This window comes from Bartonella sp. AU18XJBT (assembly GCF_028618595.1).
Taxonomy (GTDB): domain Bacteria; phylum Pseudomonadota; class Alphaproteobacteria; order Rhizobiales; family Rhizobiaceae; genus Bartonella.
The window spans coordinates 11862-27095 of record NZ_JAQITE010000008.1; the positions used below are offsets into that span (position 1 = coordinate 11862).

Below are 15234 nucleotides of genomic sequence, written 5' to 3' on the forward strand. Positions count from 1 at the left end.
TTTTATGCGTTTTTTTTCTTATCATCAGGGGGTGCTCCACGCTGAAGGTCTTTCGCTTTTGGAACTTGCGCGGAAAGTTGGAACACCTTTTTATTGTTATTCAGCTAGCTCAATCGTTGCACATTTTAAAGATTATCAGAATGCATTTCATGATATGCCGAGTTTAATTGCTTATGCGGTTAAAGCGAATTCCAATCAAGCGGTTTTACAACTTTTAGCTAACAATGGAGCGGGAGCTGATGTGGTCTCAGAAGGGGAATTACGGCGTGCACTTGCTGTTGGTATTCCTGCGCAGAATATTGTTTATTCTGGTGTTGGTAAAACAGTGAAAGAAATAGATTTTGCTCTTGCACAAGATATTTATTGTTTTAACGTTGAATCAGAGCAAGAACTTGAACAATTATCGGCGCGAGCTGATGCGCTTTCAAAAACAGCTCGGATTTCTTTACGCATTAATCCTGATGTGGATGCTAAGACTCATAAGAAAATTACAACAGGCAAGTCTGAGAATAAATTTGGTATTCCTTTGTCTTTGGCGGGTGATGCATATAAAAAAGCAGCCCAATTGCCCGGTCTTCATGTGTGTGGTGTTGATCTCCATATTGGTAGTCAAATTTGTGATTTAAAACCGTTTGAAGATGCATTTGTTATTGTTGCAGATTTTGTGCGTCAATTATGGAATAATGGTTATGCGATAACCCATATCGATATTGGGGGCGGGCTTGGTATCCCTTATGGTTATGAGCAGCATCCAGTACCTTCTCCTTTTGAGTATGCAGAACTGGTAAAGAAATATATTGCTCCTTTAGGGATTAATATTATCTTAGAACCTGGGCGTAGTATTGTTGGTGAAGCCGGTGTGTTGGTGACATCGGTTGTGTATTTAAAAAAGGGGCAAGGACGAAATTTTGTTATTGTTGATGCGGCGATGAATGATTTCATGCGTCCAACGCTTTATGATGCGTGGCAAAATATAATGCCAGTGAAAAAAACACCAGTAGATGCCCCTCTGATTAATGCTGATATTGTTGGTCCTATTTGTGAAACTGGTGATTATTTAGGCTTGGAACGTTCTTTACCAGTGTTGAAAGCGGGTGATGTTTTGATGTTAACAGGAGCGGGGGCTTATGGCGCAGTGATGGCAAGCACTTATAATAGTCGACTTTTGGTGCCGGAGGTTCTGGTTCAGGATACACGTTATGCAGTCATTCGTCCACGCCTTGATTATGCACAATTGATAGGCTGTGATCATGTTCCAGATTGGATTGAACCCAAATTAGATTGAGCATTATTAAATATTTTTGGTCTTACTTTTACTAAACTTTGATGAAACAATTTATTTTCTAGAAATTGTTTTGTATGGGGTTTATGATCTTAATGCACCACGATAAAAGGGGATAAATGCTTGTTTATGAAAAATAAAAACATTAAAGGCTTTGCAATGAAGCTTTTGTGTGTGCGCATTTTGATGTGGGGGATCCTTTCATTTGAACGGATGTGGGTGCGGTTGTTGCCATTTTTCCTCGTTCTTAGTCTCTTTTGTTCGTTTAGCTGGTTGGGACTTTTTGGCATTTTGGGCTATTGGTCACATTTGCTCTTACTTGGGATTATACTTGTTTGTGCTGGGGCGAGTTTATTTTTTCTTATTCGTTTTCGGTTTCCCACAATGCGGGAAGTAAATTGCCGTCTTGAACGCGTCAATGATCTTAGACACCAGCCTTTGAATATTCAAACAGATCGTTTATGTTCTGAAAATGATGAAGATTTTAGTGCTGTTATTTGGCGTGAACATCAACGCCGAATGGCAAAGCAATTATACCATTTAAAAACTGGATTTATCTCTCTTAATAGTGCGGATTACGATCCTTTTGCTTTGAGGGCTTTGTGTGCTCTTCTTTTTGTGTGCTCTTTTAGTTTTTCTTTTGGTTCACAAGGGGGGCGTTTGGCTGATGCCTTTGATTTTCGTCCTGTCGTTGATGAAAAACTCATGCGGATTGATGCTTGGGTAACACCACCTGCTTATACCGGTGTGGCACCGATTTATTTGACAAAAGATGAGAAAACACAACTAGAAATTCCTGAAGGGAGTAATGTTGTTGTGCGTGTTGTCAATGGAGCTGGCATTACAGTCAAAGCAAAAACTGTAGAAGATGGGCAGAAAGTTTCGTTTTCAGAGAAAACGGAACAAACAGCTTTGAATGATCCAATTGTTCATTTTGAAACACATTTGAAGCATTCAATGAATTTATTTGTATCATCACGTCGTAAAAAACAGCAGTGGCATTTGCAGATGGTTAAGGACACGCTTCCGACAATTCATTGGCTGGAAAAACCAGGGAGGATTTTAACGGGGTCGTTAGAATTACGATATGTGGTGGATGATGATTATGGTGTGACAAAGGCTTTTGTTGAAATAGAGCCTTTTCTTCCTCAGAATAAAAGTGCTTCTTCTCTTTATAATGCTCCGGAAATAGAGCTTCTTCTTCCGCGTGGTGGAAAGGGGAAAATGCGGATGGTGCAAGATATATCAGCGCATCCGTGGGAGGGTTCGCAAGTCAAAATTACTTTGGTGGCAGAAGATGGTGCGGGGCAGAAAGGACGTAGCAAAACTTTTGTCATGACATTACCGCAACACGTTTTTTCAAATCCTGTTGCGCGTGCGGTGAGTGAATTGCGTCGTTTATTAGCGCTTGATGCTTCTGCGAGAGAGCGTGTATTGGATATGCTTTCTGCTTTGCTTGTACGTCCAGAAAAGGGGTTACAAAATGCAATGCATTTTCTTGTTCTACAAAGTGCGTGGACAAGACTTTCTTTAGCACAAACAGAAGAGGATTTGCGTGGTGTGGTGGATTATCTATGGCAAATTGCTTTGGGTATTGAAGATAATCAGCTTGAATCCGTGCAAAAAAATTTAAAACAAGCACAAGCTGCTTTACGTGATGCACTGCGTTACGGTGCTTCAGCGGCAGAAATTGAACGGCTTATGGCAGATTTACGTCAAGCTATGGATGAGTATATTCGTGCTTTGGCTGAAAAAACACCAGATAGTCAAGTTTCTAAAAATTCTAAAAGCTCAAAAAGTCCTAATCTTTCTGAATCTACATTACAAGAAAAGCTAAATTTAATTGAGGAAATGGCTAAAACGGGCTCTTCTTTAGCAGCTGAACAACTCTTGGCGGAAGTTGAACAGACGCTTGATCATTTGCATGTACGAAAAGGCAATCAAAATGAGAGAGAAAAAAGCCAATCTGCACAAATGAAAGAAAAGATGGACCAGCTTGGAGATTTAATGCGTCGTCAGCAAGAAATTCTCAATGAAACACATCAGTTAGAGATGGAACAAAAACGCGGAGAAAATGTGCCGGAAACGCAAAGCAGATCTTTAAAAAAACGTCAAGCTGAACTGCAGTCTGAATTATCAACATTGGAAAAAGAATTATCAGAACATGGATTTGAAACAGGGGGCGCATTGAAAAGGGCAGAAGAAAAAATGAATTCTGCGGAAAATGCTCTTGATAATGGAAATCATCAGGTATCTATACAAAATCAGTCTGATGCTTTGGAATCTTTGAGGCAAGGTGCACAAAATGTTTTGAAAAAAATGCGCGAAGCACTCAAAGAAACGGGAGATGATCAAAATGCTGGTTTTGGTCCTAAAGATCCATTAGGACGTCCAGTTTCTTCAAAAAAAGATGAAGAACAAGAAGGTGAGGCTCTACCAAAAGAAAGTGATCAAATGCGTACGCGGCAGATTTTGGATGAAATTCGCAAACGTCTTGGTAAAGAGCATCTTCCAGAAGAAGAAAAAAACTATCTTGAAAGATTGCTTCATTTTAATTAACCAATGTTGGCTTTTTTCTTAATTGATGTCAGAAACAGTGTATGAAGAACTTCTATGGGGTTCATCTCCAAGAAAATGATTAAAGCGCTTGTACCGCAATAATCATCCTTCTGTACTGATTTTTTGATCATTTAAGTTTAAAATATGAAATATTGAAATGTTCGCTATTGCGGAAAAAGAGCAGAAATCCATATAATTTGGGTATATGAAAATCTGTAATGTTTAAAATTTGTTTCTACATGGTATGTTGAGTTGGATATCGTTACGCTGAAAGATTTTTATGCTTCTGCACTTGGGTTGCGTGTGCAAAAGACGTTGTGTGAGCAATTGAATTTATGGTGGCCTGATCTTACGGATAAACGGATTATGGGGTTGGGTTATGCGCTTCCTTATCTTTCTACATTGCGTGAACGTGCCCAACAATGTTTTGCTTTTATGCCAGCTTCTCAGGGTGCTTCGTCTTGGCCTTGTGCGGAGCAAGTTGCTGCAGCGCTTGTTTTTGAAGAAGATTTGCCGCTTCCGGATGCGTCAGTTGACTGTATTTTATTGGTACATGCATTAGAATATACAGAAAATTCATTTGAAACGTTGAATGAAATATGGCGTGTTTTAGCACCCAATGGCCGCTTAATCGTTATTGTACCTAATCGCTCTGGCTTTTGGGCGCGAAATATTACTACGCCCTTTGGTTATGGCGAACCCTATAGTCGGCAACAAATTACTCGTTTGTTCGAGAAAACGAATTTTGTTTCTGGGCCAATACAAGAAATTGTACATTATATGCCTTCTACAGGTTATGTTTCGCGGTTGTTTTCATTTTTTTATGAGCCATTTGCACGCTATCTTTTGCCTTATTTTGGTGGACTCTTAATGTGTCAGGCACAAAAACGTGTTTATCAAGGTTTGCTCGTACAGCGTCGTCAGTCGCGACGTATTTTTATTCCGGCTTTATCACCACAAGTGCGGAATATTTTAATTTATAAAGATAATTAATCATTTTGCCATTGGCATAAGAACCGCAAATATAGAAGGATTTTCTTATTTCAATTTTTTGTATTTACAATCAAAAAATATTCTTTTGTACATTATATGTGAAATTGGCATGTGAATAAAAAATCTCAAATATCTATATACCGAACCATATTTCATGAATAGTGGAAACATTTTAAGAGAAAAAAATGCTGGTGTCTTCGTAAGCATAAAATAGCAGAGTCCAAGGGATCTTGCATAATATGGTTCATGGTGGTTAAAAACTGTACAAAGAAGGATCAAAATGCTTCTTATGAACCATCTCAAGTGTCAAGGGCTCTCTCAGCAACATCGAGATCTAACAGAAGTGTGTGATAGTGCCAGCTTGTTCTTTTATAAGCGTAAAGACGGTGGTGCTCAGTGGCTTTATCGTTAGGATAAACATTTAGTGTTATATCATTAATTATACAACCTCTTAAGAGGAGATAAAATCATAAAGGATGGAGAAAAACTATAAAGATAAAAAACATCTCTCAATTTAGGTTCGTGAATGTGAGATAAAGTAGTGCGTGGAGCGGTATTTCTGAAAAAAATAATCATAAATATCACGCATCTAAAGATGATAGTTATGATCAAGAATGTCGCTAAAAGATATCACAGTTATTTATATGCGGAACATATTAAAAATTTTAGAGAGAACAAAAGCATGTGAAGCAGAAGTTACAAAATATATCGTGAGGTTTGAAAGCATTTTTGTTTCTGGTTCTCATGTTGGGATGTATCGTTTTTTATTCATAATGTTATATATTTTGTCACAAGAGTAAGTTCTATGTAATAGCATTCGAATTATATGTGAAGTTTTTTCATCTCGTTTTTGTTTTCATTTAGGATATTAAAATTGTTTTTTAAACAGTAAATCTCGAATTAAAGATTTAAACGATAACCACTTTGATCTGTCATGAGAATTTGTGCATTGGAAGGATCTTTTTCGATTTTTTGTCGCAAACGATAGATGTGGGTTTCTAAAGTATGGGTGACAATATTTTCATTATAACCCCAAACTTGTTCTAACAATGTTTCACGGCTAACAATTTTATCATTGGCATAATAGAGACATTTAAGAATCGCTGCTTCTTTTTCTGTGAGACAGATTTTATTGTTGCATTGGTCAAGAAGAAGTTTTTGTCTTAGTTTAAAAGTATAGGGGCCAATATGAAAGGTTGCATCTTCATTTTGTTCATATTGGCGCAACTGTGCTCGAATTCTCGCTAATAACACCGCAAAGCGAAAGGGTTTTGTCACATAATCATTGGCGCCTGTTTCAAGATCTAAAATATTATCGCAGTCTGTATCATGATTTGTTATCATGATAATGGGGGCACGAAATCCTTGGGTGCGTAATTGTTTCACGGCTTCGCAACCATCAAGATCAGGAAGTTTAAGTCCCAAAATAGCGAGATCAATATTTTCTTCTTGGATTATTTTCATTCCTGCTTTTGCTGTTTTGGCTTGGAGAATTTCAAACTCTTGATGCATTTGCAATTGTTCTACTAAAATGGGGCGTAGATCATCGTCTTCAACAATTAAAAGAGTATAGTGGTTCATGTTTTTCCTTATAGGCATGTTGATGCACTGATTGGTAAAGAGTAGTTTCGTGAAAAATGAGATTTCATGCAAGAAAAATCAAAAGAGGAAAATTAAAAAAGAGGGTCTCTAAAAAATAAACTTTTGTCATTTCTATGGTTGCTTGCCGAAAAGAAGGTATTTCCGTCTGCAGAGTATTTTACGTATTGGTTGGAAGTGTTTTTTATGCTTTAGAACGTGTTTTAGCCATTAGGTGTCATCATCTTTACGCTTATGGAGAAACAAGCCGACACTATCATATACTTTGCCAGCTCGTGGGTATTGCGGACAGTCCTTGGCACTTGAGACGATTCATAAAAGGAATGTTTAGTCCTTTCTTTCACGTTTTTATCTATACGGAACCTTCTCCGCTTGTAATGTGCAAGCAAATAGCTTGTGATTAATTCAATATAAACAAGTTGGGAATGAGAGAAGCCTGCGGTATAAGAGACTTTCATCCAATATGCAAAACGGTGAATGCTCAATATGATGCGTTTTTTAAGCCCGAAGAAAACTGTGCAACACCTAACACATATGCACTGTTTCGGAGAATTTCACGGTCATTTTATTGTTTTTTTATCCACGTTCAGTTTTGTTTTTTCGTTGCATTTGTGTGCGAGGGGGGTCTATGTGTGATGTTTGTGGTGTTGCTTATTATAATCGTTGAGTAAGCTTTGCCTTTAGCAATGCCGAAAAGATGCATCATAAAGAGATTTTTTGTGCAATGCTATGGAGCATCTTTTTATATGAATTAATGAATAAAAATTATTGTTTTAAGATAAAAGCATTTCACTTTTAAGGTTGCCCATCAAACAGACTTCTTTCCATTCATCTTCTGTCACGGGTTGTACTGATAAGCGGCTGGCTTTAACTAGCACCATGTTTGCTAGTTTGGGATTGGCTTTAATTTGTTTTAATGAAACAGGTGTTGGCATGTCACAAAGTGCACGGATATCCACACATTCCCAGCGTGGATCAGAGCTTGTAGAATCAGGGTGTGCTTCAGCACATATTTCTACAATGCCTACAATTTCTAAACCTTTATTTGAGTGATAAAAAAAACCTTTATCGCCATATTTCATGGCGCGCATATTATTACGGGCTTGATAATTGCGTACACCATCCCATTTTTCGCCATTAACTCCTTTTTTCTTTTGCATCTCCCATGACCATTTGTGGGGTTCAGATTTAAAAAGCCAATAAGCCATGAGTTCTCCTTTTTCATAGACTGTTATACATTATGCATTTTATAAGCATCTTTGTAACACCATCAACGTTGATTTTTAAAATGGAGTAAAGAACGGGCATTATCTGTTTTTTCTTGTTTCAAAATTAACGTGTAGCAGAGAAACGCGATTCATTGATATTTCATGTTGTATAAAGGTATTTTGCTCTTTGCTTATCTTTGCAGCTATGGTTTGAAATGCGGTCACTATAAGAGTTTGTTGGAGAAAATTAAGAAAATTGGTTCTAAAAAGCTTTAAGATTACAATGACAATGAAACGAATAGATAATCAAAGAATGACATTCATATCTATGCTTTGTGGGAGAGAGTAGATCTTATTAAGCTGTAAAATATCGTCGTTTAAAGTGTAATGATATAAGACAGTTTTTTGAAACATAAAGTTTTTTAGAATGTGTGGTGAATATTTAGGTTTGCGTGTCGAGCTTTGGGTTAAGTGAATTGTGTGAGTGGGAAGCAGCTGGAATCCGCTCGATAGAGAGTTCGGACTATCTGTAGACCGGATTGAGTAAAAATCTTTGTTTTTTAAGATGTGTGTGTGGGGGGCGTCAATTTTATTATGCTTTTGTTCCACGGCGTCCCATTCCGATCAAGGGCGTGGCTTTTTCATCTAATGGCCAGCGTGAGCGGGGTGCAATGTCGAGAGAGCTTGTTTCTCCTCGTACGAGTTTTTGTGCACCGGCAAAAGCAATCATTGCAGCATTATCGGTACACAAGGAAAGAGGAGGGGCTATAAATTCAAAACCATGTTGATGGGCAAGTTCTTGCAATGTAGAGCGAATGGCTTGGTTTGCTGCAACACCGCCCGCGACAACCAAAGCAGGAGAACGCTTTCCTTGATCATGAGAGAGAGGATATTGGTGGGTAAAGTGTTGTAGGGCTAGGTAAATACGATCATGTATCGTATCGGTCACGGCTGCTTGAAAACTTGCGGCAATGTCAGCAATATCATTTTCTGTAAGAGGAGCTATGGCTGTTGCGGCTTGTCGGACAGCAGTTTTGAGTCCGGAAAAAGAAAAATCTAACCGTTTTTCACCCTTTAAAGGGCGTGGAAGGGGGATGCGATTTTTATCACCAAATAAAGCTGCTTTTTCAAGTGCTGGTCCACCAGGATAAGGAAGACCTAAAAGTTTTGCAGTTTTATCAAAGGCTTCTCCTAATGCATCATCAATAGTGGTTCCTAAACGTTGGTAGTTGCCTACTCCATGAACAATGATTGTTTGTGTATGCCCCCCTGAAACCAAAAGTAATAAATAAGGAAAGCTGACGTTGTGCGTTAATACAGCTGTTAAAGCATGTCCCTCTAAGTGATTTACCGCAATAAATGGTTTGCCAGTGGCAAGAGAGAGTGCTTTTGCGCTCATAACGCCTACCAACAATCCTCCTATCAAACCAGGTCCACTGGTGGCTGCAATGCCATCAATATCTTTTAATTTTGTGTTTGCTTCTGTTAGTGCTTGCAGAATTAAATGATCAAGAACTTCAACATGGGCACGAGCAGCAATTTCAGGAACAACACCGCCGTAAGGTGCATGGTGATCAATTTGGCTCCAAACAACATTGGAAAGAATTCGGCTGTTTGATTCATTGTTATATTCAATGACAGCCGCTGCCGTTTCATCACAACTTGTTTCTATTCCCAGCAGACGCATTTTAAACAAAACCTTATATTGAAGCTTCTTTCCTGCGTGCGTACCATGAACAGAAAAAGATGCAAAGTATTTCTCTTAGAATTGATTTTTCTATGAAAAATATGTGTTTTGGCATTTTCTTTGAATTTCATGATATTGTTGATTAAAAAATAAAGCTGTATTTTTGAGTATAAAATGCAAATGTGTTTTTTAAAACTTGTCTATTAAAGTCTATAATTATAAATATTATTGAGAAAAATGAGATTTGGAAAATTTTTATAAAGTTATACTCTTTATAAAAAGAATGTAAAGTAAACGAAGATATTTGAGAAAAGCTGCATTTTTAAAACTTTCTTCATTTTATTATTTTATCATTAAAAAAAGTGTGCACGAAAAGTGACAGAGATGGTCGATTCTTCAAAACCAAAAATTAAACCACATTATGCTGGTACGCGCCGTAAGAAACCAGTTATTGAGCATGAAGCTGTTCCCCATGATTCAGAGGAAAAAGTCCACAATTCTGTAGAATCTCATGCGCGAGAAAAACAGAATATGCAAGGTCAGGATAAAAGTACCTCTAGTGCAACTTGGCTTTTCTTGTCCCTTTCTGGAATTTTGGGGGGATTCATTGCTTTGGGAATTTTTATGGGGCTTCAATGGGCTGGTCTTTTTCCTTCTCCTTTTGTGGAAAATTCTGCTGGAGGGGAAAAAGCTTTGCAGATTGCTGAAGCCGCAAAAAGTCAAGGTGAAGACACAAAGGAACAATTGAGGCGGCTCCTTCAAGAAATCGATGGATTAAAAACAGAGTTTTCTTCTTTTTCATCACAACAGTTTAAAACAACGAACAACGATGAACTATCGAAAGAAGAAAGCAAAAAAGCTTTTGCGATTTTAGAGGAAAAAGTAAAAGCTCTTGAAGAAACTGTACAAACTTTTGTTAGAAAATCGAAAGAGATAGAGACGGCTTTGTCTGTTGGGCAGAGCAATGCAAATGATCTTGCTGCGTTAAAACAACAGTTAGAAGTACTACAGGAAGAAACTGCTGTTAAAAATAGTGAGAAAAGAGAAATAGATACCGCGCTCTTTACAGCAATTAGTTCATTAAAAAATGCTGTAGAGCGTGGTGGGTCTTATAATAATGAATTAAAGCTGTTACAGCAATTATCGCCTTCGATTGATGGACTTGATGTGTTGCAAAAAACAGCTACTGTAGGTCTTCCAAGTTCAGCACAACTTTCAGTTGATTTTGCTCATGTTGCCGATGCAATTGTTGGTACGCAAAATATTGTTGCGTCAGATGCTGGTTTTTTTGACCGAATTTTAGCGTGGATAAAAGGGCTCATTGTTTCGCGACCGATTGGAAATGTTGAAGGGATGACGCTTAGGGCTATTGCGGCACGCATGGAAGTTGCTATTCAAGCTGGTGATTACGAAAAGGCTTTGAGCGAATGGCAATCATTGCCACAAAGTGCAAAAGATATTTCAATGGATTTTGTTAAGCAGCTTGAAAGACATATTGCTATTCAACAGTTGTTGCAGCAATTGTTATTGTCTGTGCAACAAGGATCTTTTAAAGCAACAAAGATGTAAATAGGCCCAAGATGATACGTGTTTTTATTTATACTTTTGTTGTTTGTATCCTCGGTTTAGCTTTCGCGTGGGTTGCTAATCACAATGGTATTTTTGTTCTCACATTTTTGCATTTCAGATTTTCTGCTTCATTGCTTACAGTGTTAAGTGTGCTTATTTTGTTTTTTGTAACACTAATGCTTTTATGGTGGTTATTGTCTTTCTTTTTTTCCATACCGAGTGCTATTTCCAATTATTTTTATAAACGCCATCAAAAGCGTGGTTATGAAGCTCTTTCAAAGGGGATTCTTGCAACTTTTGCTGGTGATAGTATGGTTGCGCAAAAAATGGAAGCACGGGTTGCTAAATATCTTGCAGAAAAACAAGAGCCATTGGTAAAATTCTTACAAGCACAAACCTTGTCTTTACAAAACAACTCTGTTCGCGCCATTGGTCTTTATGAGGAGATGAGAAAGGAAGATCCAACAAAACTGGTTGGACTTTATGGTTTGTTTCGTGAAGCGATGAAGAGTAAAGCTTATGAGGCGGCGCAACAATATGCCGAAGAGGCGCTGACTTTATCGCCAGCACTTTTATGGGCGCATCAAGCGGTGCTTGATCGGTTAAGTACTGAGGGTAAATGGGATAAGGCACTTACTATTTTTGAAAGAGCGCAGAAAGCTCTCCCGCGTTCTGTTCGCGCGACTCCAGAGCGGCAGCATATACAGGTTTTACTATTAAGTGGGCAGGCACTTTCTTTGTTTGATACACATCTTGTACAAGCACGTGAAGCCATTTTGAAAGCCCATAAATTGGCGCCTGATTTTGTTCCAATAATAGTTATTGCTGCTGATATTCTTTATAAGTTAAATGAAACGCGTAAAGCGGATAAAATGATTATAGCGGCTTGGCAAAAGGATCCTCATCCTGATTTGGCGACGCTTTATCTTGAAAGAGAAGAAGGAGCCATTGGGCGATTGAAAAGGGCTAAGACACTTGCTTCTTATAATCAAGATGCATTTGAATCGGCTTTCCTTATTGCTAAAGCAGCTTTAGATGCTGGTGAAACAGCATTAGCGAGAGAGCAGGCAAAAAAAGCATTAGAATATCATCCACGGGAAAGTGTTTATTTATTGTTGGCAGATATTGAAGAGGCACAGGGAAACAATCAAGGTGCTGTGCGTCAATGGCTTTCTTTAGCACTTCGTGCTGAACGTGATCCAGTATGGATGTGTGATGGGACCATTTTTTCTTCTTGGTCAGCGGTTTCTCCAATCAGTGGACGTTTGGGTGGTTTTGAATGGAAGGCGCCTCCCTGTATGCCTTCTCTCACATTAGAGGTGGACAATATTTTGCCGAAAAAGCAAGACAAAGAGTATGTTATGGAAAAAAGTGATGGTGTTGAAGATAAGAAGCTTGAAAAATTAACACCTATAGACGATTCTCTTTTGCATAATGCGCAGCTGGAGAAACAAGATATAAAAGAACAAGATGTAAAAATGTTCAGTCAAACTCACTTAAATGTTGATGATCCAGGGGTTAAAACAGAAGAAGAAACATCTTCATCGAGGAAAAAATATCGTTAGTCTTGTCCAATAAAATTATTCTCTTATGCTTTAAAAATAAAGTTTTGCTTGGTTGCAAAGGTGATTGGTTGAAAAATGTTTTTAAATCAGAGGTGTCTTGATAAAAAACAAAAAAATAACAAACCAAGGATTGCTGTCGTTATTCATCGGCGGTCTACCTATACTGGTCGTTTGGGAAAATTTTTACAACAAAATGGTTTTGTTCTTGATATTTATCGTCCTATTTTTGGACAAAAACTCCCTGATACATTAGAGCATTATGCCGGTGTTGTTATTTTAGGGGGACCGATGAGTGTGAATGACAGCGAAACCTATATTGGTGAGGAAATTGATTGGATTTCGTTATCACTAAAGGAAAATAAGCCTTTTTTGGGTATTTGTCTTGGAGCACAAATGTTAGCGCGAAATCTAGGGGGACGCGTTGGTACAAGAAGTGATGGGACTGTTGAAGTCGGCTGGTATCCACTAGAAGCAACCCCTCAAGGGAAGGAATTGATGAGTTGGCCAGAAATGGTTTATCATTTCCATGATGAAGGTATTTATGATTTACCGAAAGAGGCAATGCTTTTGGCAACAGGGAATACATATCCTACACAAGCTTTTCGTTATGGAAACAATGCATGGGGCTTGCAGTTTCATGCTGAATTTACACGCGCTATGATGCGGCGTTTGGTCATGCGTTCGGCACATAAATTGACTGAAAAAGGTGCTCAACCTGCTTGTGCACATTTGAAAGGACGTTTAATCTATGATCGAGCTTTGAGCCAATGGTTTGAAAGCGCATTATACCAGATTTTTTGTACACCGACCGTACTTGTGTGATTTTTTTGATAACACATTGATTAATATAAGTAATTTACTGTTTTGCATATTAAATGAGGATCCAGAATATAGTAAGTTTTTCTCATTCCAAACCTGTGTATGTTGAATCAATAAAAACCTCTTGCTTGTATGTCACAAGTAGGGCTGGCGTGTGGGCAAAAACTGTATAAGAAAAGACTAAAAATGCCTCTTATGAGCTGTCTTAAGTGCCAAGGGCTGTCGCAACATAGGGGGGCTAGCCAAATATAATGATGGTGCTGGCTTGTGCTCTCCCATAAGCGTAATGATGGGGGTGCTCAATGGCTTTATCGTTAAGAAACATTATTCATTATCATTTTTGTTATGCTGTGAAACAGTGTGGTTTAAGGCAGAAAATCTATATAAAACTTTACACATGAGGTGTTTTTTGTTAAAGGATGTAATGGGTTTTCTTAAAAAGATCTTGCTGAGTGGGCGTATGAGATGCTGTACTTTAGAATGATGTATAGGGACTCCTTGAAGTGGTTAGCAGATAAAATCCGATCGATTAAGAAGTTGGATTGTTTATCAACTGACCGTGGTTAAGAATCTTTGTCCTTTTTAGGGTGGGGAGGAAGTTAAGAGATAAAGAAAGTTTCGATGTTGTCTAAATTCTTTCAAATACCGTCATCACAAAAAAGTTTTTCTTTGAGCTATTTAATTTGTGGGCTCTTTTGTCTTGCTCTGATATTTATTTATAGCACACTCTGGTTTTTTTTTCACGTAAAATAGAAAACTATGTTTCTGATATATTCACAAAAGTATCTTCCCATAATATAACGGCGGTATGTGAGAATGTGCACAAGAATGGTTATCCTTTACGTGTCGGTGTTGTTTGTGACAAGTTTCAATTTTCTTGGCCTTTACATGGGATTTCTTTATCGACAGGGCGTTTGACAGCTGGTGCACCAATTTATGCACCTCATTTGATAGAGTTTAATGTTCATTCTCCTGCATTAATTGTTTTTTCTGGAAAAACTCCCATAGTATCGCGTTGGCGCAATTTGGTGATTGAAACGGAACCTTATTGGAAAACAGGTAAAACATTGAAGTTTATAGCTGAGGGGCTTGAAATTTCACCTCTTTCCTCTTCCCTTGAAGATCAAAAGCCTCAAGAAGCATTAGGAGCGCAAACAACAGATAAAAAAACGACACAAGAAAATATAGAAGATCAGGCATCTTTGCAAAATACGCATAACGTGACTATTCAGCCATTAGAGCCAAAAGAAGCTACCCAAAAAATAACGGCAGAATTTTTTCGACTTGATCTTAAACATGAAAAGAATGATTTATCGGGAAATATAACTTTTGACGGTTTTGATGTTTCTCGAATTTTTATATCTTCTTTTGTTGATGTCCCAAAAATTGATGGCAATTTGAAAGTGATTTTAAATGACATCTCTTTTCTGTCTGAAGATGAAGGAAAAAATTGGCAACAGCGACTGCATGGAAAAAGTGGACTTTTAAAGCAAAGTGAATTGACTTTTCATACAGGTGGTGGGTTACGTATGAATGGGCCTTTTTCTTTTGATGAAGAAGGATATTTGACAGCAAAATTTGAACTTGTTCTTATTCAGCCTATGAAGCTTCTTGACACTCTGCAGCGCTTATTTCCCGAGCAGGCCAATAATCTTCAAGCATTATTTTTTATTTTGGGTACACTGCCTAAAAATGCCGATGGCGCTCCTGTTCTTCCCTTGCTCATTAACAATGGGTGGGTAAAATTAGGTTTTTTAAAACTTGGTCGTCTTTCTCCGCTTTAGGTGTTGTACCAAAGCCTTTTTTCATTTTTACTACCAAATTTCGATTTTTTCTGATTTTTACACTTTTTTGCAATTTTAAAGTGTCAAAATCTATTTTAACAAAGCACGTATTTAATGGTAAAAAAATAGCTATAAAAATAAAAAATTACTACCTATTCCTAACTAGTCT

At 37.8% G+C, this 15234-nt stretch carries 11 protein-coding genes; 8 read left to right on the top strand and 3 right to left on the bottom strand.

What is annotated here, in order from left to right; genetic code table 11:
- The first annotated feature begins 4 nt into the window (after positions 1-4).
- The 4 genes from lysA (at position 5) to PVV60_RS03850 (ending at position 5246) form a co-directional block, all read left to right on the top strand.
- The gene (lysA, locus tag PVV60_RS03835) at positions 5-1285 is read left to right on the top strand and encodes a diaminopimelate decarboxylase (protein ID WP_273723241.1); all 1281 of its coding nucleotides are present in this window, start codon (positions 5-7) and stop codon (positions 1283-1285) included.
- A gap of 126 nt (positions 1286-1411) precedes the next feature.
- Positions 1412-3841, top strand: coding sequence for a TIGR02302 family protein (locus PVV60_RS03840; RefSeq protein ID WP_273723243.1), 2430 nt, complete (start codon positions 1412-1414; stop codon positions 3839-3841).
- A 252-nt stretch (positions 3842-4093) separates the two neighbouring features.
- A complete protein-coding gene (locus PVV60_RS03845) occupies positions 4094-4834 on the top strand; it encodes a class I SAM-dependent methyltransferase (protein ID WP_273723244.1) in 741 nt (246 codons plus the stop codon).
- Positions 4835-5114: 280 nt separating this feature from the next.
- The gene (locus PVV60_RS03850; protein WP_273723245.1) at positions 5115-5246 is read left to right on the top strand and encodes a DUF4102 domain-containing protein; all 132 of its coding nucleotides are present in this window, start codon (positions 5115-5117) and stop codon (positions 5244-5246) included.
- A 488-nt stretch (positions 5247-5734) separates the two neighbouring features.
- Here PVV60_RS03850 and PVV60_RS03855 read toward each other — a convergent pair whose 3' ends face one another.
- From PVV60_RS03855 to tsaD, 3 genes are all read right to left on the bottom strand, one after another.
- Entirely contained in the window at positions 5735-6415 is a 681-nt protein-coding gene (locus tag PVV60_RS03855) for a response regulator transcription factor (RefSeq protein WP_273723247.1), read from the bottom strand.
- A 791-nt stretch (positions 6416-7206) separates the two neighbouring features.
- Entirely contained in the window at positions 7207-7641 is a 435-nt protein-coding gene (locus PVV60_RS03860) for an EVE domain-containing protein (protein WP_273723248.1), read from the bottom strand.
- 592 nt (positions 7642-8233) lie between these two features.
- Positions 8234-9328, bottom strand: a complete 1095-nt coding sequence (gene tsaD, locus PVV60_RS03865; protein ID WP_273723249.1) for a tRNA (adenosine(37)-N6)-threonylcarbamoyltransferase complex transferase subunit TsaD — start codon at positions 9326-9328, stop codon at positions 8234-8236.
- A 384-nt stretch (positions 9329-9712) separates the two neighbouring features.
- On the opposite strand from tsaD, the gene PVV60_RS03870 reads away from it, so the two are divergent.
- The 4 genes from PVV60_RS03870 to PVV60_RS03885 all read left to right on the top strand — a co-directional run bounded on the left by PVV60_RS03870 (position 9713) and on the right by PVV60_RS03885 (position 15065).
- The gene (locus PVV60_RS03870; RefSeq protein ID WP_273723251.1) at positions 9713-10897 is read left to right on the top strand and encodes a COG4223 family protein; all 1185 of its coding nucleotides are present in this window, start codon (positions 9713-9715) and stop codon (positions 10895-10897) included.
- Positions 10898-10908: 11 nt separating this feature from the next.
- Entirely contained in the window at positions 10909-12462 is a 1554-nt protein-coding gene (locus PVV60_RS03875) for a heme biosynthesis protein HemY (protein ID WP_273723252.1), read from the top strand.
- Between the two features lie 75 nt (positions 12463-12537).
- Complete coding sequence (locus PVV60_RS03880) at positions 12538-13284, top strand: glutamine amidotransferase (RefSeq protein WP_273723253.1); 747 nt, start codon at positions 12538-12540, stop codon at positions 13282-13284.
- Between the two features lie 725 nt (positions 13285-14009).
- Entirely contained in the window at positions 14010-15065 is a 1056-nt protein-coding gene (locus PVV60_RS03885; protein WP_273723308.1) for a DUF2125 domain-containing protein, read from the top strand.
- Positions 15066-15234: the final 169 nt, after the last annotated feature.

Bases quoted from the DNA above. Each gene is read 5' to 3' on its own strand.
- lysA (WP_273723241.1), top strand. From the start codon at position 5: ATGCGTTTTTTTTCTTATCATCAGGGGGTGCTCCACGCTGAAGGTCTT.
- PVV60_RS03840 (WP_273723243.1), top strand. From the start codon at position 1,412: ATGAAAAATAAAAACATTAAAGGCTTTGCAATGAAGCTTTTGTGTGTG.
- PVV60_RS03850 (WP_273723245.1), top strand. From the start codon at position 5,115: ATGCTTCTTATGAACCATCTCAAGTGTCAAGGGCTCTCTCAGCAACAT.
- PVV60_RS03855 (WP_273723247.1), bottom strand. From the start codon at position 6,415: ATGAACCACTATACTCTTTTAATTGTTGAAGACGATGATCTACGCCCC.
- PVV60_RS03860 (WP_273723248.1), bottom strand. From the start codon at position 7,641: ATGGCTTATTGGCTTTTTAAATCTGAACCCCACAAATGGTCATGGGAG.
- tsaD (WP_273723249.1), bottom strand. From the start codon at position 9,328: ATGCGTCTGCTGGGAATAGAAACAAGTTGTGATGAAACGGCAGCGGCT.
- PVV60_RS03870 (WP_273723251.1), top strand. From the start codon at position 9,713: ATGGTCGATTCTTCAAAACCAAAAATTAAACCACATTATGCTGGTACG.
- PVV60_RS03875 (WP_273723252.1), top strand. From the start codon at position 10,909: ATGATACGTGTTTTTATTTATACTTTTGTTGTTTGTATCCTCGGTTTA.
- PVV60_RS03880 (WP_273723253.1), top strand. From the start codon at position 12,538: ATGTTTTTAAATCAGAGGTGTCTTGATAAAAAACAAAAAAATAACAAA.